This is a genomic window from Blastomonas fulva (genome assembly GCF_003431825.1).
Taxonomy (GTDB): Bacteria; Pseudomonadota; Alphaproteobacteria; order Sphingomonadales; family Sphingomonadaceae; genus Blastomonas; species Blastomonas fulva.
This window is the reverse complement of sequence record NZ_CP020083.1, coordinates 3,526,917-3,546,869: the sequence shown is the minus strand read 5'-3', so window position 1 is coordinate 3,546,869 and position 19,953 is coordinate 3,526,917. Positions and strand designations below refer to the sequence as shown.

Annotated in this window: 17 protein-coding genes and 1 pseudogene; 5 read left to right on the top strand and 13 right to left on the bottom strand. The window is 66.0% G+C overall.

Features of this window, described 5'->3' with window-relative positions; genetic code table 11:
• Positions 1 to 4 precede the first annotated feature (4 nt).
• Positions 5 to 466, top strand: a complete 462-nt coding sequence (locus B5J99_RS16730) for a DUF6265 family protein (protein WP_117353042.1) — start codon at positions 5 to 7, stop codon at positions 464 to 466.
• Between the two features lie 10 nt (positions 467 to 476).
• Here the strand turns inward: B5J99_RS16730 and B5J99_RS16725 are convergent, their stop codons facing one another.
• From B5J99_RS16725 to B5J99_RS16715, 3 genes are all read right to left on the bottom strand, one after another.
• Positions 477 to 2,042, bottom strand: coding sequence for a phospholipase D-like domain-containing protein (locus B5J99_RS16725; RefSeq protein WP_117353041.1), 1,566 nt, complete (start codon positions 2,040 to 2,042; stop codon positions 477 to 479).
• Complete coding sequence (locus B5J99_RS16720; RefSeq protein WP_054134618.1) at positions 2,039 to 2,776, bottom strand: endonuclease/exonuclease/phosphatase family protein; 738 nt, start codon at positions 2,774 to 2,776, stop codon at positions 2,039 to 2,041. The genes B5J99_RS16725 and B5J99_RS16720 overlap by 4 nt, the downstream gene beginning before the upstream one ends.
• A 121-nt stretch (positions 2,777 to 2,897) precedes the next feature.
• Positions 2,898 to 3,284: a hypothetical protein gene (locus tag B5J99_RS16715; protein ID WP_117353040.1), complete on the bottom strand. Its 387-nt coding sequence runs from the start codon at positions 3,282 to 3,284 to the stop codon at positions 2,898 to 2,900.
• 180 nt (positions 3,285 to 3,464) lie between these two features.
• Here B5J99_RS16715 and B5J99_RS16710 point away from each other — a divergent pair, with 180 nt between their 5' ends.
• From B5J99_RS16710 to B5J99_RS19930, 3 genes and pseudogenes are all read left to right on the top strand, one after another.
• Complete coding sequence (locus tag B5J99_RS16710) at positions 3,465 to 3,956, top strand: (2Fe-2S)-binding protein (RefSeq protein WP_369814838.1); 492 nt, start codon at positions 3,465 to 3,467, stop codon at positions 3,954 to 3,956.
• Positions 3,953 to 6,220: a xanthine dehydrogenase family protein molybdopterin-binding subunit gene (locus tag B5J99_RS16705; protein ID WP_117353039.1), complete on the top strand. Its 2,268-nt coding sequence runs from the start codon at positions 3,953 to 3,955 to the stop codon at positions 6,218 to 6,220. Before B5J99_RS16710 ends, B5J99_RS16705 begins: the two co-directional genes overlap by 4 nt.
• A gap of 15 nt (positions 6,221 to 6,235) precedes the next feature.
• Positions 6,236 to 6,667 (top strand): annotated as a pseudogene (locus B5J99_RS19930) (nucleotidyltransferase family protein); the annotation flags it as partial.
• A gap of 74 nt (positions 6,668 to 6,741) precedes the next feature.
• Here the strand turns inward: B5J99_RS19930 and B5J99_RS16695 are convergent.
• Both B5J99_RS16695 and B5J99_RS16690 read right to left on the bottom strand, forming a co-directional pair.
• Complete coding sequence (locus tag B5J99_RS16695) at positions 6,742 to 7,794, bottom strand: XdhC family protein (RefSeq protein ID WP_245991666.1); 1,053 nt, start codon at positions 7,792 to 7,794, stop codon at positions 6,742 to 6,744.
• On the bottom strand, positions 7,760 to 10,132 hold the full coding sequence (locus tag B5J99_RS16690) for a transketolase (protein WP_117353037.1): 2,373 nt from the start codon (positions 10,130 to 10,132) through the stop codon (positions 7,760 to 7,762). Before B5J99_RS16690 ends, B5J99_RS16695 begins: the two co-directional genes overlap by 35 nt.
• Positions 10,133 to 10,361: 229 nt before the next feature.
• Between B5J99_RS16690 and B5J99_RS16685 the strand changes: the two genes are divergently transcribed.
• Positions 10,362 to 10,979, top strand: coding sequence for a GNAT family N-acetyltransferase (locus tag B5J99_RS16685; protein WP_117353577.1), 618 nt, complete (start codon positions 10,362 to 10,364; stop codon positions 10,977 to 10,979).
• 25 nt (positions 10,980 to 11,004) lie between these two features.
• Here B5J99_RS16685 and asd read toward each other — a convergent pair whose 3' ends face one another.
• The 8 genes from asd to hisG form a co-directional block, all read right to left on the bottom strand.
• Positions 11,005 to 11,856: an archaetidylserine decarboxylase gene (asd, locus tag B5J99_RS16680; protein WP_117353036.1), complete on the bottom strand. Its 852-nt coding sequence runs from the start codon at positions 11,854 to 11,856 to the stop codon at positions 11,005 to 11,007.
• A gap of 59 nt (positions 11,857 to 11,915) precedes the next feature.
• Complete coding sequence (locus B5J99_RS16675) at positions 11,916 to 12,803, bottom strand: cupin-like domain-containing protein (protein WP_117353576.1); 888 nt, start codon at positions 12,801 to 12,803, stop codon at positions 11,916 to 11,918.
• A complete protein-coding gene (locus tag B5J99_RS16670; protein ID WP_245991665.1) occupies positions 12,796 to 13,980 on the bottom strand; it encodes a GNAT family N-acetyltransferase in 1,185 nt (394 codons plus the stop codon). The genes B5J99_RS16675 and B5J99_RS16670 overlap by 8 nt, the downstream gene beginning before the upstream one ends.
• 228 nt (positions 13,981 to 14,208) lie before the next feature.
• Positions 14,209 to 16,341 carry a sodium-translocating pyrophosphatase gene (locus B5J99_RS16665; RefSeq protein WP_069051795.1) on the bottom strand — a complete coding sequence of 711 codons (2,133 nt, stop codon included), beginning with the start codon at positions 16,339 to 16,341 and terminating at the stop codon, positions 14,209 to 14,211.
• 145 nt (positions 16,342 to 16,486) lie between these two features.
• Positions 16,487 to 17,410, bottom strand: a complete 924-nt coding sequence (gene thiL, locus B5J99_RS16660; RefSeq protein WP_117353035.1) for a thiamine-phosphate kinase — start codon at positions 17,408 to 17,410, stop codon at positions 16,487 to 16,489.
• Between the two features lie 114 nt (positions 17,411 to 17,524).
• Positions 17,525 to 17,971, bottom strand: coding sequence for a transcription antitermination factor NusB (gene nusB, locus B5J99_RS16655; protein ID WP_054134612.1), 447 nt, complete (start codon positions 17,969 to 17,971; stop codon positions 17,525 to 17,527).
• Between the two features lie 10 nt (positions 17,972 to 17,981).
• Positions 17,982 to 19,271 carry a histidinol dehydrogenase gene (gene hisD / locus B5J99_RS16650; RefSeq protein ID WP_117353034.1) on the bottom strand — a complete coding sequence of 430 codons (1,290 nt, stop codon included), beginning with the start codon at positions 19,269 to 19,271 and terminating at the stop codon, positions 17,982 to 17,984.
• Positions 19,268 to 19,933: an ATP phosphoribosyltransferase gene (hisG, locus tag B5J99_RS16645; protein ID WP_054134610.1), complete on the bottom strand. Its 666-nt coding sequence runs from the start codon at positions 19,931 to 19,933 to the stop codon at positions 19,268 to 19,270. Before hisG ends, hisD begins: the two co-directional genes overlap by 4 nt.
• Positions 19,934 to 19,953 lie beyond the last annotated feature (20 nt).

The window sequence follows — 19,953 nt, the reverse complement described above, 5'->3', positions numbered from 1 at the left end:
GGCTATGGGACTGGCTGGCTGGATCATCGCGATGGCATTGCAGGCGGGTGCCCTGCCGAGCCTGCCCGCGCCGCCATCGCTGCCGTGCTGGATCGAGGGGCGCTGGGTCTCCGAGGAAGCCGAAGGCAAGTGGACCGAGGAGAACTGGACGGCGTGCCGCGCGCAGACCATGCTGGGGACCGGGCGCGGCGGCCGCGCCGATGCGGTCACCAGCTATGAGTTCATGCGCATCGCGCGCAACGAGAATGGCGATCTGATGTTCTACGGATCGCCCTTCGGCAACCCCGCCGCGGCGTTTCGCGCGGTCAGGGCGGGTCCGGCCGAGGTGGTGTTCGTCAACCCCAACCACACATATCCCCAGCGCATCCGTTACTGGATGGAAGACGGGATGCTGCTCGCCGAAGCTTCGATGATCGACGGCAGCAAGCCGCAGGCGTGGCGCTACAAGCGGGTTGCAGTAAAATAGCGCCTGGCGCTCACAGCAGCCATTCGATCGGCAGCGCCCGCCAGAACACCACCTGCATCCGCCGCACCAGCGTGGTGCAGGGGTCGTGGGTGTGGATCACCGTGCCCTCGGGCCGCTCGTCGATCCATTGCAGTGCGCCGCGGGGCGTCATTTGCACCTGATAGGCCCGCTGGCGCATCGGTTCACTGAACAGCTGCTGCAGCCTTTGCGCCAGTGCCGGGCTGTCCATCAGAAAACCCAGCTCGGTGTTGAGGTGCATCGAACGCGGATCGAAGTTGAACGATCCCACGAACAGCCGCTCGCCATCGATGGTGAAGGTCTTGGCGTGCAGCGAGGACCGGCTGGAGCGCGGCAGGCTGCCCAGCACTCCGCTGCGCGGGGAGGGGTGACGCGGCGCATCGCCCTTCATCTCCCAAAGCCGCACGCCCGCGCGCAGCAGCCGCTTGCGGTAGCGCGAATAGCCGGCATGGACCACCGCGACATCGGTCGACGCCAGCGCGTTGGTCAACACGTCGACCGATGCACCGCGCGCCGCGATCGCTTCGAACATCGCCGCGCCCGACCTGGCAGGAACGAAATAGGCGGATACCAGCGCCAGCCGTTGCGTCGTCTCGTCCATGATCGCACCGATCTCGCCGATCGGTGTCCGCGACCTCGGTTCATGGCCCAGCGCCTTGGCGGGATTGTCGCTGATCATCGTCACCGGCACCCAGTCATAATCGAGCGAAGTGTGCGTCAGCGGATCGGCATAGGACAAAGTGTCCACGGCGGCGGCATAGGCTTTGGCAAGCGGGTCGGTCTCCATCATCTGCGCGATCCTGCCCGAGAGGTCATCGAGCGCACCTGGCGTGGCGGCGGGGAGGATCAACGGCGCGGGATAGGAGGAGGCGCTGGTCCAGTAGCGCGCGAAATCCGTCGCCATCTCGGGCACGATCGCCCCGATGGCGAGCACGTCGAGATCGGCGAATTCTGGCTGGTCGCCGGGGCCGAAATATTCATCGCCGATGTTGCGCCCGCCGATGATGGTCATCTGGTTGTCGGCGGTCAGGCTTTTGTTGTGCATCCGCCGGTTGAGCCGGAAAAAGTCGAGCAGATAGCCCATGACCTTGGGTTTGCGGATGACAAAGGGGTTGAAAAGGCGGATTTCGACATTGGGATGGCTTTCCAGCGCCACCAGCTCGTCATCGAGCTTGGCGATGCCGTTGTCGTCGAGCAGCAGCCGGACGGCCACGCCCCGGTCCGCGGCCTGGCGGAGCTCTTCGAGCATCAGCAGCCCTGCGACATCCTCGCGCCAGATGTAATACTGCACGTCGAGATAGCGGTCGGCGGCGCGGATGAGCTTGACCCGCGCGGCATAGGCTCCGCGCGAATCCACCAGCGGGAGGATCCCCGATAGGCCGGGATGCGCGGCCTCGAGCCCGGCAACCGCCTGGCCGATCCGGCTGTCGGGCGTGTCCTGCGGCGGAGGAGCGGGCGGATGCGGTGGCAGGGTGGGCAGCCGGAAGGTGATTCGGAGCACGATCCACACGCCCGCAAGAACGGCGACAGCAATCGCGATCCAGCCGGTGGTGCTCATGATTCCTCGGGCTGGCGAAGGCCGGGCAGCCGCAGCCGCGCCCACACCGGGAGATGATCCGACGCCAGCGCTGCCAGCCGGCTAGCGTGCACCGCGGCCTGCTCGACCGCCAGATCTGCGGACACGAACATCCGGTCGAGATGCGCGACCGGCCAGCGTGCAGGGAAGCTGGGGCCGGGGCGGACATGCTCGAAATGCCGCACCAGATGCAGCAGACCCGAAGGCTCGCGCCGCCACTCGTTGAAATCGCCGGTGATCAGCGTCGGCCGCTCCTCGTCCTGGGCGTGGACATGGCCGACCAGCGCCTTGAGCTGGCGCGGGCGCCACAGGCCCGACAGATCGAGATGCGCGCCAACGATGCGCAAGGGGTGCCCGTCGATCGCCAGATCGGCGAGCACCGCGCCGCGCGGCTCGAGCATCGGCAGCTTCAGCCGCTCGCCGCGCAGGATCTCGACCCGCGGCGAGACGAGGATGGCATTGCCGTGCCAGCCGATGCCGTTGCGCGCGGTCGAAACCGGCACCACCTGCCAGCCTGCCTCTGCCACCAGCCCTGCAGGGAGCGCGCTGTGCCGCTCGCCGAGGCGTCGGTCCGCCTCCTGAAGCACGGCGATATCCGCGCCGGTTTCGGCCAGCACCCGCATGATCCGTTCGGGATCATGCCTGCGGTCGGCGCCGATCGCCTTGCGGATGTTGTAGCTCACGACACCAAAGGTTTCGGGGCTGGCGGCGGTCATGAAATGTCTGGCCTTGGTTGAAACACGGGCTTGGGAGACGGCAGGCGCCGGGTGGGCACCAGAGTTCTATACGATGCGAATAGGCGATTGTTGCGCCGACCGCCAGTTGCAGCCGCGCGGATCATCCCGCAGGCGGCGGTACCAGCCCGATCGCCTGCAGCAGCGCAGCCTGCAGCAGCATCGTCGTCAGCCAATATCCCGCCGCGCTGGCGATGGTCCGGACACTCGCCCTGCCGACCCCCAATGTCACCACCAGCACCGGAAGCACGAACCCGATCCAGATGATGAAGGCGCTGCCCAGCGCCATCGTCCAGGGCGGGGCCTGATCCGGGGCAAGGATCACCGCGCCCGCCAGGATCGCGACAAGCCAGAATTGGGCGAGCAGCGCGGCGATCCCCACGCCGATCGACAGGCGCAGCCCCGATATCCTCGCCCAGGCAACTCCCAGGGCCAGCCCGGCAAGGGTCGCGGCGAAAATGGGGGCGATGTTCAGCCATATATAGATCATGCAGCGCGTGTCCCTTGCAATGCTGCGACCATGCACCAGTTGGCGGCAGATGACGAGAGCACTGGAGACGGCCCGGGTCGCAGTGCAATCCCCGCAATCGTCGGGACTTGCTGCAATGCGGTATTTACATTGGCCCGCCGGCCATTAGGTTGTCATACAGGACTGATCCAGGCGACGGGGGTGGCGGCAGTGGCAATCGATTTCAAGGTCAACGGCAAGCAGGTCAGCGTCGAGGCGGACGCAGACACTCCGCTGCTCTGGGCGCTGCGCGAGGAACTGGAGCTCACCGGCACCAAGTTCGGTTGCGGTATCGCCGCGTGCGGCGCATGCTCGGTGCATGTCGATGGCCAGATCACCCGGTCGTGCAGCGTGCCGATCAGCGACATCGCGGGCAAGTCGGTCACCACGATCGAGGGGCTGAAGAGCGCCGATGGCGCGCTGCACAAGGTGCAGCAGGCGTGGATCGACGCGCAGGTGCCGCAGTGCGGCTATTGCCAGTCGGGCCAGATCATGGCCGCGGTGGCGCTGATCGAGGCGACCGGCAGCCCGAGCGACGCGCAGATCGACGAGGCGATGACCAACATTTGTCGCTGCGGCACCTATCCACGCATCCGCAAGGCCATTCTGGCGGCGACCGGCCAGGCCGCAACCGCGCTCAAGGGAGAGGCATGATGGCTGACAATCCCACACCGCACCTCGATGCTCCGCTGGAAGCTGCTCCGCCCAGAAAGAAGAAGGGCATGGTCCGCCGCGCCTTTCTGATCGGTGGCGCGCTGCTGGTCGGCGGCGGGGTCTTCGGCGTCTACTGGAGCGACAGGTCCGCCAATGCCCGCGCCAAGGCGCTTACCGAAACCGGCAACGATCACAATTTCCTTGGCTGGATGAAGATCGCCGAGGACGACACCGTCACCGTCTACTCTCCGCATATCGATTTTGGCCAGGGCACGCACACCGCGCTGGGCCAGATGCTGGCGGACGAACTCGATGCCGACTGGAGCAAGGTCAGGGTCGAGCAGGCTCCGGCCGATCTCGCCTTTGCCAACAGCGCGCTGGGCAAGGGCTTTCTGGCCGAAATGTCGGGTGCACCCGGCGTGATCAACGCGCTTCCCAACGCGATCATCGGGATGATCGCCCGGTCGATGCCGTTGCAAATCACCGGCGGATCGTCCGCGGTGCGCTATACCGGGCAGGTCGGCATGCGCACGGTGGGTGCGGCGGTGCGGCTGGCGCTGATCGAGGAGGCCGCCGACCGGCTGGGCGTTCCTGCAAGCGAACTGATTACCGCGGACAGCAAGGTCATCCACGGAGGATCGGGCAAGTCGCTGCGCTATGGTGAATTGGCCGCGGGTGCGGCGGAACGCTCGCTGACGGGCAGCCCCGAGCTCAAGACGCGCGAACAGTACAAGCTCATCGGCAAGCCGATTGCACGGCTGGACATCCCCGCCAAGGTGGATGGCAGCGCGGTCTATGGCATCGACCTGGTTCTGCCCGACATGCGCGTCGCGACGATCGCGGCGGCGCCGGTGCGTGGCGGCAAATTGCTCTCGGTCGATGAAAAACCTGCGCTTGGCGTTGCCGGGGTCGAAAAGGTGGTGAAGCTGGACGATGCGGTGATCGTGGTCGCCAAGCGCTACTGGCAGGCACTCAAGGGGCTGAAGGCGCTGAGCCCCAAGTTCTCCGATGGCGGGCACGGCGCGCTGTCGAGCGACACTATCCATGCCGCGCAGGAAAAGCTGCGCACATCGGGCAAGCCCGAGAACGAGGGTGGCGAGGGCGATGTCGATGCCGCATTCGGAGTGGCGGGCGCGAAGACGCTTACCGCCGATTATCGCGTGCCCTTCCTGCACCATGCGATGATGGAGCCGTTCACGCTCACCGGACACTACAAGGACGGCAAGCTCACTTTGTGGGGCGGTCTGCAGGACCCGCTGTCGACCCGCGTGCGTGCAGCCAAGGCGGCCGGGATCGATGTCGATGCCGTCGTCTTCAACCCCATGCTGATGGGTGGCGGCTTCGGGCGCCGCTTCCCCGATGTCACCGAGATCATCGATCAGGTTGCGCTGCTCGCCAAGCAGCTGCCCTATCCGGTCAAATTGGTGTGGAGCCGCGAGGAAGAGGTGCGGCACGGCACCTATCGCCCGCAATCCTCGGCTCAGCTCAAGGCGACTTTGGGCAAGGACGGCAAGATCAGCGCGTGGCGCACCGATTATGTGCAGAGCGGCGATGCCGAGGGCGAGACGAGCTTCATCTACGCGATCCCCGCAACCTCGCGGCGGCATTTCAGCTATCAGTCGAACCAGCGTGACGGGCCTTGGCGCTCGGTCAATTCGACCCAGATCGGCTTCTACAACGAAAGCTTCATCGACGAGTTGGCGCAGGCGGCGGGCGAGGACCCCTATCAGTTCCGGCGCAAGCATCTGGCTGCGGATTCGCGGCATCTCAAGGTGCTCGACACCGTCGCCAAGCGCGCCGGATGGGGCAGCCCGCTGCCCGAGGGTGTCGGGCGCGGCATAGCCATCGTCGAGAGCTTCGGCACCATCGTCGCCGAGGTGATAGAGGCGACGGTGCGCGAGGATGGCAGCCCCCAGGTGCTCAAGGCGTGGGCGGTGGTCGATTGCGGCACCACGGTCAATCCGCTCAATGCCGAGGCGCAGATCGCAGGCGGCATGGTGATGGGCCTTTCATCGGCGATCGGCGAGGCAATCACCATCGACAAGGGCGCGGTGGTGCAGAGCAATTTCAACGATTACAACATCCTGAAGCTCGCAGGCGCGCCTGCCGTGATCGATGTGCATTTCATCGAGAGCGGGGCGAAGATGGGCGGGATCGGCGAGCCCGGCGTGCCACCGGCATCGCCAGCATTGGCCAATGCCCTGTTCGCCGCGACCGGCAAGCGCATCCGCACATTGCCGCTGATGACACAGGCCAAGGCCTGACCGGGCGCGGCTGACATGCTGCAGGGCTGGGGCGCGTTGATCCTCGCGGCGGGCGCCGGGCGGCGCTTTGGCGGCGCCAAGCTGCTCGCCGATCTGTGCGGTGCGCCGGTGATCCGCCGCACCACCGAGGCGGTGCTGGCGGCAGGCTTTGGCGATGTCGTGGTGGCGACCGGGGCCGAGCATGCGGAGATCGAAGCCGCGCTCGATAGGCTAGCCTGCCGCATCGTTCCGACCCCTGGCTGGGAAGAGGGCATGGCTGCCTCGATCCGCACCGGCAGCGCCGCGCTGGCGTCGTGCAGGTCAGGGTTGTTCGTGTTTCTGGGCGATATGCCGCTGGTGCCTGCGCATCTTGGAGCCCAACTGGCGGAGATCGCCATTCAGGCCGGCTATGCCGCGCGGCCTGGGGTCAAGGACAAGCCCGGCCATCCGGTGTGCTTTGTGGGGGAGGCGGTGCGCGATCTTTCGCTGCTGACAGGCGATCAGGGGGCAGCGTTCGGTCTCAGGCAGCGCAGCGATATCGGCTATCTGCCGACCGACGATATCGGCGCGATACTCGACATCGATTCACCGGCAGACCTGCTGACCGCCGAGCGCGCATGGAACTCGCGCGCCACGTCGGCGACCAGCGACAGCGCGATATCGCGCGGCGCCTTGCCGAAGCCCTGAAGCCCGATCGGCGCGTGCAGCCTGGCGATGGCGGTTTCGCCCACGCCATGGCCGCGCAATTTGTCGCGCCGCATCTCCAGCCGCGCGCGTGCGCCGATGGCGCCGACGTAGAACGCATCCGACTTGAGCGCGTACGCCAGGCCCTGCTCGTCGTCCTCGCGGTCGTGCGACATCACCGCGACCGCAGTCCAGCGGTCGAGCCCGATTGCGTCGAGCGCATCCGCCGGGGCACCGCGCTGATAGCCGATGCCGTCGAACGGGGCTGCCTCAGGGCCATTGGGTGTGACCAGCACGACATCCAGCCCCATCTGCCGCGCCAGCCCGGCGCTCGCCAGCGCCGAGGCATCCTCGCCGATGATCACCAGCCGCAGTGCAGGCTCGAACAGCCTGGCGAAGCGCGATCCATCCCAGGCCCGGTCGGGTGCATCACCGCCAGGCCGCGCAGCGCGCACGCGCCCGTCGCTCGACCACAGCACCGGCGTGCGCTCGGCAAAGCCGCTGAGCAGTGTCGCGACCGCTGGGTCGCTTGTCGCCAGCGGTTCGACCAGCACCAGGATCCCCGATCCGCAGGCCAGCTTGATGTCGATCCACGGGCTGCCCTCGCCATAGCGCAGCAGCCTGGGTGCGCCATCGGCCATCGCCGCGCGGCCATGGGCCGCAACATCGGCCTCGATGCACCCGCCCGACAGAAAGCCCCAGTGATGGTCTTCGGTGATCAGCATCTGCGCGCCAATGTCGCGCGGCGCTGGACCGGATATCTCGACCAGTGTCGCGATGGCGCACATCGCGGAACGATCGCGCTCGGCCAGCAGCGGCTGCCGGATATCGTCGATTTCGGCTGCCAGCCGCCATTGGCTCATCGCGCGTCCGTCCTCACCCGCGCTGCAGCAGCAGGTCGGCCATCGCATCGATGATCGCCTCGTTATCGAGCCTGTAGGTGCGATAGAGATCGGGCAGGTCGCCGGTCTGGCCGAAGCGATCGGTGCCCAGCGGGCTGACGCGATGGCCATGCACACCGCCCAGCCACGAGAGCGCCGAAGGCGAACCATCGAGCACCGTGACCAGACCCGCATCGGGACCGAGCGCGCCCAGCAGCCGCTCGATATGGCTGGGCCCCTGCGCCTTGCCGGTCCAGCGTGCCGCGCGCTGGGCGGACCAGTCGCGGTGCAGCCGGTCGGGCGAGGTCACGGCAAGCAGCCCGAGCCCGGGAATGTCGTCGCTGAGCGCTTCCCACGCCGCCATAGCCTCGGGCGCCACCGCGCCGCAAAAGGCGATCGCGGCTTCCGCCGGGCCCGCAGGTTCGCGCAGCCAATAAGCGCCCGCGATTGCATCCTCTTCCCAGGCGCTGCTGTCGCGCGCGACCTGCTCGATCACCCGTGTGGTGAGCCGCAGATAGACCGAGCTGCCGCCATCCGCCTGCATGTGCCTGAAGGCCCAGCACATCATCAGCGCGACCTCGTCGGCAAACGCCGGTTCGAAGCTCTCCAGCCCCGGCTGGCCCATGCCGATCAGCGGCGTGTTGATCGACTGGTGCGCGCCGCCTTCGCCTGCCAGCGTGATGCCCGAAGGCGTGCCGACCAGCAGAAAACGCGAATCCTGATAGCAGCCATAATTGAGCGCATCGAGCCCGCGCGCGATGAAGGGATCATACACCGTCCCCACCGGCATCAGCCGGGTGCCGAAATGCGGGGCGGCAAGCCCAAGCGCTGCGAGCGCGAGGAAGAAGTTGTTCTCGGCAATCCCCAGCTCGATATGCTGGCCTGCGCGGTGAGCCGACCATTTCTGCGCGCTGGGGATCTTCACCCGCTGGAACACATCGGCGAGCTCCTGCCGCCGGAACAGCCCGCGCTGGTTGACGAACGCGCCAAGGTTCGTGGTCTGCGTAACGTCGGGCGCGGTGGTGACAAGCCGGTCTGCGAGCGGCTCGCTCGACTTGGCAAGGTCGTGCAATACCTTGCCGAACGCCGCCTGCGTCGATTGCTCCGCACCTTCGGGTACGGGCAGACGATCGGGGAGGGGGATCGCAGGCGCGGCATGCTCGGCCTGTTTGCGGGCGATCGGGCTGCTGTCGACGAACGCCTGCAGCGTGGCCGCAAGATTGTCGCCCAGGCCCGACCATTTGCCCCATTCCTCGCCTGGCGCGATTGCCAGATCATCGCGCAGGCTTTCGATCTGGCCGGTGTTCATCATGCCCGAATGGTTGTCCTTGTGCCCCGCGAGCGGGAGGCCATAGCCCTTGACGGTATAGGCGATCAGCAGCGTGGGCCGCTCGTCATCCATGCTGTCGAACGCGTCCAGCAGGGTTTCGATGCAATGCCCGCCCAGATTGGTCATCAGCCGGGCAAGCTCGGCATCGTCGAACGATCCGAGCAGGTCGGCCACGCCGCGCTTCTTGCCGATGTCGTGCATCAGCCGCTCGCGCCACGCCGCTCCGCCGAGATAGGTCAGGGCGGCAAAATCGGCGTTGGGGCAAGTCTCGATCCAGTCCTCCAGCGCCTTGCCGCCGGGGCGCTTGAACGCGGCGCGCTGCAGCTTGCCGTGCTTGAGCGTGACGACGCGCCAGCCGCAGGTCTCGAAGATATCGTCGAAGCGGCGGAACATGCGGTCAGCGGTGGTCGCATCGAGCGACTGGCGGTTGTAATCGACCACCCACCAGCAGTTGCGCAGATCGTGCTTGTAGCCCTCGATCAGGCATTCGTAGATATTGCCCTCGTCGAGCTCGGCATCGCCCATCAGCGCGATCATCCGGCCCGATTGCTCCTCGCGCATCTGGCCGTGCGCGATTAGATAATCCTGCACCAGCGACGAAAAGGCGGTGACCGCAACCCCAAGGCCCACCGATCCGGTCGAAAAATCCACCGGGATGCTGTCCTTGGTGCGCGAGGGGTAACTCTGTACCCCGCCAAGCCCGCGGAAGCGCTCCATCTTCTCGCGGGTCTGCTCGTCCAGCAGATAATGGATGGCGTGGAGCACGGGCCCGGCATGCGGCTTGACCGCGACTTTGTCCTGCGGGCGCAGAGCATGGAAATACAGCGCCGCCATGATCGCAGTCATCGATGCGCAGCTTGCCTGGTGCCCGCCGACCTTGAGCCCGTCGCGTTTCTCGCGCAGCGTGTTGGCGTTGTGGATCATCCACGACGACAGCCAGCGCAGCCTTTGCTCGATCTGGGTCAGCAGCTCGACGGTCTCGGCGCGGCTGTGCTGCACTGGGGTGTCGGCGGCGAGGGGGAGGGGGAGGGTAGGCATTCGCGGGAGAACCTTCCGATGGGCGAGGCTAATGGGCCAGGGAACAAGGCCTGATGCTATATCGTCTGCGCGCTGCAGATTGCTAGGCTGGAATGGCCTTTGCGCACCCCAAGCGCGAAATGTGCAGCGGCGGCAGCTACCGTCCCTTGACATTCGGGCCATGCGACCGACCTCTTGAAGCGTGTCGATCGGCACCAGCGGGCTTGGGCATGCGCAAGGGCGATACGCGATGGGCAAACAGAACACCGGCGAGTTCATCGACCAGATCATTCACACCACCGCCAGCGACGGCAAGAGCATCTGCATCCGCTCGATCCGCAGCAGCGATGCCGAGCAGATGCGAGAAGGCATCGCGCACCTTTCAACCCAATCGCGCTATCTGCGCTTCTTCTCGCTGCAGCCGATGCCCTCTGACAGCGTCATCGCGCGGCTGGTCGACGCCGACGGGCACGACCACATCGCGTGGGGCGCGATCCATCTGGATGGGGCGGACAACCCGGCTATCGGCGCGGTGCACGCGATCCGTAGCACCGATGAGCAAAGGTCGGGCGAGTTTTCGGTCGCGATCCTCGATGATTTTCACGGCATCGGGCTGGGACGGATGCTGACCGCGGTGCTGCTGATCAACTGCTGCGCCGAGCAGCTGCAGGTGCTCGACATCCAGACGCTGGCGGAAAACCACGCAGCGATCGGCTTCATCCGCTCGATCGGCGGCGAGCTCAAGCAATGGGACGGCGGGGTGCAGGACTATGTGCTGGAGGTGAAGCCCGCGATCGCCAAGCTGCGCGAGACCAGCGACCTGCAGGGGATTCGCGACATCTTCAAGGCGCTCGACCAGTATCTCTGATCGGTACGCGCAACGCCCGCGCGGGTCAGCGCGGGGCGTTGCCCATCATTTCGCCGAGGCGCACCGGCCGTTCGGGTGTCCAGTCCGGGTTGAGCGCGACCGCACCCGGGCGGAAAAGCATGATCACCGTCGATCCCAGTAGGAAGCGGCCCATCTCCTCGCCCTTGGCAAGCGTGACCGCCTGATCGGTATAGTCCCAATGCGAGGGCCTGCCGGTGCGCACCGCGTTGACCACGCCGTGCCAGGGTGTCGCCATGCTGCCCACCACGGTCGCGCCGACCAGCACCATCACGAATTGCCCATGTTCGGGCGAATCGAACACGCACACCACGCGCTCGTTGCGCGCGAACAGATTGGGCACCCCGCGTGCGGTGACCGGGTTTACCGAATAGAGCGCGCCTGGAACATGGATCATCCGCATCAGCCTGCCGTCACAGGGCATGTGCAGCCGGTGATAGTCGCGCGGCGAGAGGTAGAGGTTCGCAAAACGGCCGTGGCGGAACTGCTCTGCCAGGGTCGCATCGCCGCCGACCAGATCGGTGATGGTATAGCGGTGGCCCTTGGCCTGGACGATGTGATGATCATCGATATCGCCCAGCTGGCTGATCGCGCCATCGACCGGACAGACAAAATCGGCCGCTGCCAGCGGGCGCACGCCCGGGCGCAGCGGGCGGGTGAAGAAGTCATTGAAGCTGGCATAGCTTGCGATATCGGGGTTCTCGGCCTCGCTCATGTCGACCCGGTAGCGGGCGACGAACCAGCGGATCAGCCGGGTGGTCGCGCCGCCGCCGCGCGCTCCGGCGACGCGCCCGGCAAGCGTGGTGACCAGCTGCTTGGGAAGCAGGTGCTGGAACAGGATGCTCAGGCGATCGGACATGCACCGACCTGTGTGCGAAAAACCGCTTCAGGTCCAGTCACTGCGCGCCGCAGGTGCGCTCAATCGAGCCCGAGCTTGCGCAGCACGCGATAGCCTAACGACTTGACCGCGTTGTTCACCGGATAGCGCCGCGGCGGGGAAGGGTTGAGGCCGAACCGGCGCAGCACGCTGTTCATCGCGTGCGCATCGGTTTCGGCATAGCTCCATTCCGATCGCCAGGTGATCGAGAGCGAGATCGAGGGCCTGTCGCCATTGCGGACGTAATGCGGCGACATGACGGGAACGAAGATAGCCTGGCCGGGCTCCAGCCGGTAATCGGTGCCGTGCAGCGCGAAGGCATCGTCCCACGGCAGGTTGCGCGGGCCGCCACCCGAGTGATACGCCTCATGCGCCTCAGGTGCGGCAAAGCGCGGATCGCCTGCGGGGAACACGGTCATCGTCTTCCAGCCACGCAGCTGCAGCAGGATGTTGTGCTCGGGATCGAAATGATAGGGGGTCATTGATCCGGGTGACGAGACGAAGATGAAGCCTTCGGGCCGCAGCATCTCACCGGTCGTCCCGCTGGTGACGTCCTCAAGTTCGCCCAGCAGCGTCAGCAGCAGATCGCGATAGGCGGGGATCTGCTCTATGTTCTTGAGCACGCACCAGCTGTTGGCGCTGTCGATGCTGCGGATCGTCTCGCCGATGCTCATACCGTTCGAGGGCACGTCTTCAGGGCGGATGCCGATCGGCAGGTCGCCGCGATTGTACTCGAGCGACTTTTCGGGCAGCGATTCCCCCAGCAGCGCCAAAGCTTCCAGATCGAGCAGCGGGTGCTGCAACAAACAGTGGCTGAGCACGTGCGGGGTTTCGGGATAGCACAGCGCAAAGCGCGCCTTGGCATCGCCGGTGAACACCGCACCGGTCAGCGCGCCTGCAAAGTGGTCCGGATGGGGCTGGTCAGTCATCATCATTCTCCACGGAATGGGAAGGCTTGGGATCGCCCGCGGCGGCGGCGCGGCGGCGGTCCATGAAACGTTCGCCCTGGCGGAACAGGCCGAACAGGGCAGGGCGGCCATAGCCCTTGAGCGCCACCGACACCCGCGCGACATGGCGGCGTTCGGCCCATAGGCTGTCGATCATGGGATGGCCCTCGGCAGCGCAACTGTCCATCCAGGCGAGGCCATAGTCCTTGAGGATGTCGAGATTGTCGATCTGCAGCAGCACCCCGGGCGAGAAGCGGGCATAGTCCTCGGCAAAGGCGGTCTTGAACGAAAAGCCGCCCGGCGGGCTGAGGAAATTGACCAGCATCGCGATCGCTTGCCCGTCGAGCCGCATCGCAATGAGGTGCAGCCGTCCGGCTTGATGCGCGGCACGCGCCGCCTCGCGAAACAGCGCGAGAGTCTCCGCCATGTCGGCGAGCGCCGAGCCGTTGCGGCCTTTCCAGCCCGATTGCTCCAGCGCCAGGAATTCGTCCAGCCAGGCGTTGAGACCTTCGGTATCGCAGCCCTGGACGGTCTCGACCGTGCCCAGCTCTGTCAGCCGGTTGCGCAACCGCGCGAGCTCCTTGCGCTTCTTCTTGCGCACCACCTGCTCGTAATAGGTCTGTCCGTCCAGCGTGGTCGCCAGCATCGCGCGCTCCTCGGCCAGCGCGATGGCGCAGGCGCGTTTCTGCCGCGCGCACACTTGCTCCAGCGCGGCAAACACCGGACCGTCGGTTGCGATGCCATAGAGGTGAAGGAACAGCCCCGCGCCGGGGTCGCGGTCCAGATCGGCGAGAATTGCCTGCCAGAATGCGCTCTCATGCCCTGGCCGCACCAGAGGCGTGCCGAGGAAGCAGTTGGGGTGGCGCCAGTTCTGGCTGTGCGGCACAGGCCAGCGGCCATAATGCTTCTCGCGCGCGATCGGCATCAGGCCGCACAATTGGCCATCGACATGCAGCGCGGCGATCTGCGCGCGGCGCAGCGCATCGCAATGCGCGATGGCCGGGACCAGAAACTCGGGAGCGTGAAAGACATTGGGCTCGCTGGCTGCATCGGCGAGCAGGCGCCAGCTGCGCAGAAACGCCGCATCCAGCGCGGCAGGGTCGAGCATCGTCAGACGCACCGCGCCTGCATCCGCCGTGGCGGGTGTCGATGCGGCCATGACCAAGCCCTGATCCATGCGGCTAAAGCAGTCCTGTATCAGTCCGCAACGTTCACGGACCCCCCGGGGATGCTATAGGCCCAGACATCGAAACAACAGCTTAAGTGCATTGGTTAACCCGTTAAGCGTGTACGGCGAGCATGTCGCGGCGCTACGGGCAAGAAAAAGCCCCGCCGGAATGGACCGGCGGGGCGAGTTGTCGTTCGATTGAAGAGGCTAACGCAAGCCTCAGCCCGCTGCAAGCGCCGCGAGCAGAAGCAAGGCCACGATGTTGGTGATCTTGATCATCGGATTGACCGCAGGGCCGGCGGTGTCCTTGTAGGGATCGCCCACGGTGTCGCCGGTGACCGCCGCCTTGTGCGCATCCGATCCCTTGCCGCCATGATGGCCATCCTCGATGTACTTCTTGGCATTGTCCCATGCGCCGCCGCCCGAGGTCATCGAGAGGGCAACGAACAGGCCGGAGACGATCACGCCCAGCAGCAGAGCGCCCAGCGCGGCAAAGCCGTTGGCCTGGCCTGCCACGGCGGTGATCACGTAGTACACCACGATCGGTGCGAGCACCGGAAGCAGCGACGGGATAATCATCTCCTTGATTGCAGCCTTGGTGACCAGATCGACCGTGCGGGCGTAATCGGGCTTCGAGGTTCCCAGCATGATGCCGGGATTGGTGCGGAACTGCTCGCGCACTTCCTCGACCACCGCACCTGCGGCACGGCCCACTGCGGTCATGCCCATGGCGCCGAACAGATAGGGCAGCAACGCGCCCAGCAGCAGTCCGACGATGACATACGGGTTGGAGAGCGAGAAATCGACCGGCACATCAGGGAAGAACTCCTTGAGGTCGGTCGTGTACGCGCCGAACAGCACCAGAGCGGCAAGCCCGGCCGAACCGATGGCATAGCCCTTGGTCACGGCCTTGGTGGTGTTGCCCACTGCATCGAGCGCATCGGTCTTTTCACGCACGCTGTCGTCCAGCCCCGCCATTTCGGCGATGCCGCCTGCGTTGTCGGTGACCGGACCATAAGCGTCCAGCGCAACGACCATGCCCGCGAGCGCGAGCATCGCGGTTGCGGCAAAGGCGATGCCGACGACCCCTGCCAGTTGATGCGCGACGATCACGGCGACGACGATCAGCAGCGTCGGCAGCGCGGTCGCCTCGAGGCTGATCGCCAGACCCTGGATGACGTTGGTGCCGTGCCCGGTTTCCGATGCCTTGGCGATCGAGCGCACCGGGCGGTAGTTGGTCCCGGTGTAGTATTCGGTGATCCAGATGATCAGCCCGGTAACGCCCAGGCCGACCAGCATCGTGAGATACAGGTCCATGCCGGTGAAGGTCTGGGTGATCACGCCCTCTTCGGGCTTGAGCGAATAGGCGCTGCCCATGCCGATGATGGCATCGGTGACGAAATACAGCCCGATGGCCGAGAGCACTGCGGTGACCGCAAAGCCCTTGTACATCGCGCCCATGATCGAGTTGGACGATCCCAGCCGGACGAAATAGGTGCCGATGATCGAGGTGATGATGCAAAGCCCGCAGATGCCGAGCGGAAGGCCGACCAGCGGCAGCAAGGCCGTATCGTCACCTGCAACCAGCAGCGCAATCGCGACCATGGTAACGCCGATGGTGACGACATAGGTTTCGAAAAGGTCGGCGGCCATCCCGGCGCAGTCGCCGACATTGTCGCCGACGTTATCGGCGATGACGGCGGGGTTGCGCGGGTCATCCTCGGGAATTCCGGCCTCGACCTTGCCGACGAGGTCGGCGCCGACGTCTGCTGCCTTGGTGAAGATGCCGCCGCCCAGTCGCGCGAAGATCGAGATCAGCGAGGCGCCGAAAGCGAGTGCGACGAGACCGTTGACGATGTTGCGGTCTTCGGGATCGCTCAGACCATGGCCTGCGATCGCGTAGAGATAATAGAAATAGCCTGCAGTGGCGAGCAATCCGAGCCCAGCCACGAGCATGCCGGTGATCGCGCCCGCGCGGAACGCAAGCGTGAGGCCGGCCTGCAGCGAGACGCTGGCGGCTTGCGCGGTGCGCATGTTGGCGCGGACCGAGATGTTCATGCCGATATAGCCTGCCACGCCCGAGAGCACCGCGCCGAGCAGAAAGCCGATGGCGGAGACAGGATTGCCGAACTTGTCGAGCAGCGCCCAGACGAGCGCGAGCACGACGACCCCGACGATGGCGATGGTGCGATACTGGCGGCCGAGATAGGCCTGTGCGCCTTCCTGGATGGCGGCGCCGATTTCCTGCATTCTTGCGTTGCCAGGTGACTGGCTGAGGACCTGGCGGCTGGTGATGATACCGTACAGAACTGCAACCACCCCACACAGGATGGCTATCAAAACAACATTCATGCGTCGCTCCCCCAAAAAAGCGAAGGCCTGTTGGCCAAGGTCGGTGATCACCGCGCCCTTCACATGAACGTCAGCGTCCCGGCGCATAGGTATAAGCGGGGTTTGCGGGGGCGCAACTTAATAAAGTTAGTGAGGATCGGCGGCTTCAGCCGTGCAGCCAACCAAGTTTTGCCGGCAGGTCGACCGGCATTCCGTTCCAGCTGATCGTGAGGCCCGAGCCCTCGGCAAAGCCTCCGACACGCACGGCCGGTACCGGCAGATGCGCCTGTCCATCGGCGGCGAAAAGCAACTGATAATCATCGCCTCCGGTGGCCGCTGAAAGCGCTGCGTCCTGGTCCGCCGCGAACGCCCCGACGAAATCTTCGGACAGCGGCACCTTGGCCAGATCGATCTTGACGCCCAGCCCCGAGGCGTCGGCCATCCGCGCGGCATCGATCAGCAGCCCGTCGGACACGTCCATCATCGCGTGGGCGATCTGCGCCAGCGCGCGGCCGTCGGCGATGCGGGCCTGCGGGCGGCGATAGGCGCTGATCAGCGAGCGGGGTTCGGTCCTGCCCGCCTGCAGCAGTTGCAGCCCGGCCCAGCCATCGCCGATGGTGCCGGTGACGAACAGTCCGTCGCTTGCCAGCGCTCCGGACCGCGAGGGCGGCACCGGCACCGAGGGCAGCCCGATCGCGGTCAGCGAGAGCACGCGCGGCGCGCCTGCCGCCGCGCTGATCGTGTCGCCGCCGATCAGCAGCATGCCGTAATGGTCAAGCGCTTCGCCCAGCCCCTGAACAAACGCGCTGTCCCACGCCGCATCACCGCTGAGCGTGTGCCCGGTGAGGCAGGCCAGCGGGGTGGCGCCCTTGGCAGCAAGATCGGAGACGTTCGCCGCGACCAGCTTCCACGCGACATCGGCAGGCGGGTCATCGGGGAGGAAATGCACGCCCTGGGCGAGCATGTCCTTGGTCAGGACGAGGGACTGCTTGCCGATGGTCAGCACCGCTGCATCGTCGGCCAGCCTCCGCGCTGCCGGATCGGTCGCGATGCTGCGGAGAAGGTCGATATAGGCGGGCTCGGTGGTCAAGATCGACCAACCTTGCCTCTTTCGTCACCCTCGCGCAGGCGTAGGTCCCGCTTCTTCTTCAGGTTCCCGCCGAAGCGGGATTCCCGCGTTTGCGGGAATGACGGAGATAACCGGTTAAGCCCGCACATCTTTGGCGATCGCGTCGAGCAGCCCGTTGGCAAAGCGCGTGTCCTTGGCATCGAAGAACGCGTGCGCGACATCGAGATATTCGTTGATCACGCTACCCACCGGCACGTCGCGCCGCGCGAGCAGCTCATAGGCGCCCGCGCGCAGGATCTGGTGCAGCGTGCGGTCGAGCCGGGTCAGCGACCAGCCGCTGGCGAGCTTGGCCTCGATCAGCCCGTCGATCTCGACCAGCCGCGCGGTGGTGCCCTGCACGATGTCGTCGAAGAAATCGACATCCGCATCGGCATACTGATCGTCTTCGATTTCCGCGCCCAGCCGGTGCATGTGGAATTCGTGCAGCAGCTGCGCGATGGGCGTTTCCTCCATCGTGTGCTGGTACAGCGCCTGGACCGCGGCAAGCCGCGCGGCGGAACGGGATTGGGATTTCGGGTTCATCTGGGTTCCATCATGTCAGGCGGCGCCGGACGCTGTCGGCATGCGCGGGCAGGCCCTCCATCTCGGCGAGCGCCACCGCCGCAGGGCCGATCGCCTGCAGGCCTTCGCGGCCAAGCTCGATAAAGCTGGTGCGCTTCATGAAATCGAGCACCGACAGCCCGGAAGAAAAACGTGCGCGCCGGCCGGTGGGAAGCACATGGTTGGGCCCGGCGACATAATCGCCCACGGCCTCTGGCGTCAGACGGCCGAGGAAAACCGATCCGGCGTGCTTCACCTTGGCGAACAGCGCCTGCGGATCAGTGACCGCAAGCTCGAGATGCTCGGCGGCAAGGCGGTTGACCAAGGGCATCGCGTCTTCAAGGCTATCGACCACGATGATCGCGCCATTGTCTTCCCACGCCTTCGTCGCGACCTTTTCGGTCGAGAGCGAGGCCAATTGCACGCCGACCACATCTGCGACGATATCGGCAAATCCTGCGTCATCGGTGAACAGGATCGACTGGCTGGTCGGGTCATGCTCGGACTGGCTGAGCAGATCGGCTGCGATCCATTCGGGGTCGTTCTTCGCATCGGCGACCACGACGATCTCGGACGGGCCTGCGACCATGTCGATGCCGACCACGCCATAAAGCTGGCGCTTGGCCTCTGCCACCCAGGCGTTTCCGGGGCCGGTGATGACGTCGACCGCACGGATCGTATCCGTGCCATAGGCCAGCGCCGCAACCGCCTGCGCGCCGCCGATCCGCCAGATTTCGTCGACGCCCGCCAGATGCGCTGCTGCCAGCACCAGCGGATTGATCACGCCCTTGGGGGTCGGGGTCACCACCACCAGCCGCTCGACCCCTGCCACCTTGGCGGGGATCGCGTTCATCAGCAGCGAGGACGGATAGGCCGCGCGGCCACCCGGGACGTACAGTCCGGCCGCATCGACCGCGGTCCAGCGCGCGCCCAGGCGAACGCCTGCGGCATCGGTATAGTCGCGGTCTTCGGGAAGCTGTGCCTCGTGATAGGCGCGGATGCGGGTAGCGGCGAGATCGAGCGCGGTGCGCAGCTCGTCGCTCAGCTCTGCATAGGCCGCAGCGCACGCATCCTTGCCGATGCTCCAGCCGCCGCCTGGCAGGCTGTGGCCATCGAAGCGCGAGGTGTATTCGATCAGCGCCGCATCGCCGCGCGCCTTGACGTCAGCAATGATCGCAGTGACGTCGCGGCTGACCTCGATGTCGCTCTCGCGCCGTCCGCGCACCAACCGGTCGAACGCCTTGGCGAAATCCGTGTCACGGGTGGAAAGCCGCAGCGTCATGCCGCCTGCCTCTGTTCGGCGGCAAGATCGCGGAACGCGGACATCAGCGGGCCAAGCCGCGCGTGATCCTTCTTGAGCGCGGCGCGGTTGACGATCAGCCGCGCAGAAACCTGGGTGATGACCTCGGTTTCGACCAGGCCGTTGTCCTTCAAGGTGCGGCCCGATTCCACCAGATCGACGATCTGCCGCGCGAGACCCAGCGAGGGCGCGAGCTCCATCGCGCCGTTCAGTTTGACGCACTCGGCCTGCACGCCCTGCCGCTCGAAATGGCGGCGGGTGATGTTGGGGTATTTGGTCGCGACGCGGATGTGCGACGGGCGCGGCTGGCGCTCGCCGGCCTCGTCGACGGGCTCTGCCACCGACAGGCGGCAATGGCCGAAATTGAGGTCCACCGGGGCGTACAGGTCCGAATAATCGAACTCGTCGATCACGTCCGAGCCGACGATGCCGATCTGCGCTGCCCCATGCGCCACGAAGGTCGCGACATCGAACGCGCGCACGCGGATGATGTCCATATCGGCGCGGTTGGTGCCAAACCGCAGCGAGCGGTTCTTGGGATCGTGGAACTCCGCCGCAGGCTCTATTCCCACCCGCGCGAGCACGGGCAGCGCATCGTCGAGGATTCGCCCCTTGGGGATTGCAAAGATCAGCGTGTCGGCCATGGTGGCGGCATGTAGGGGCA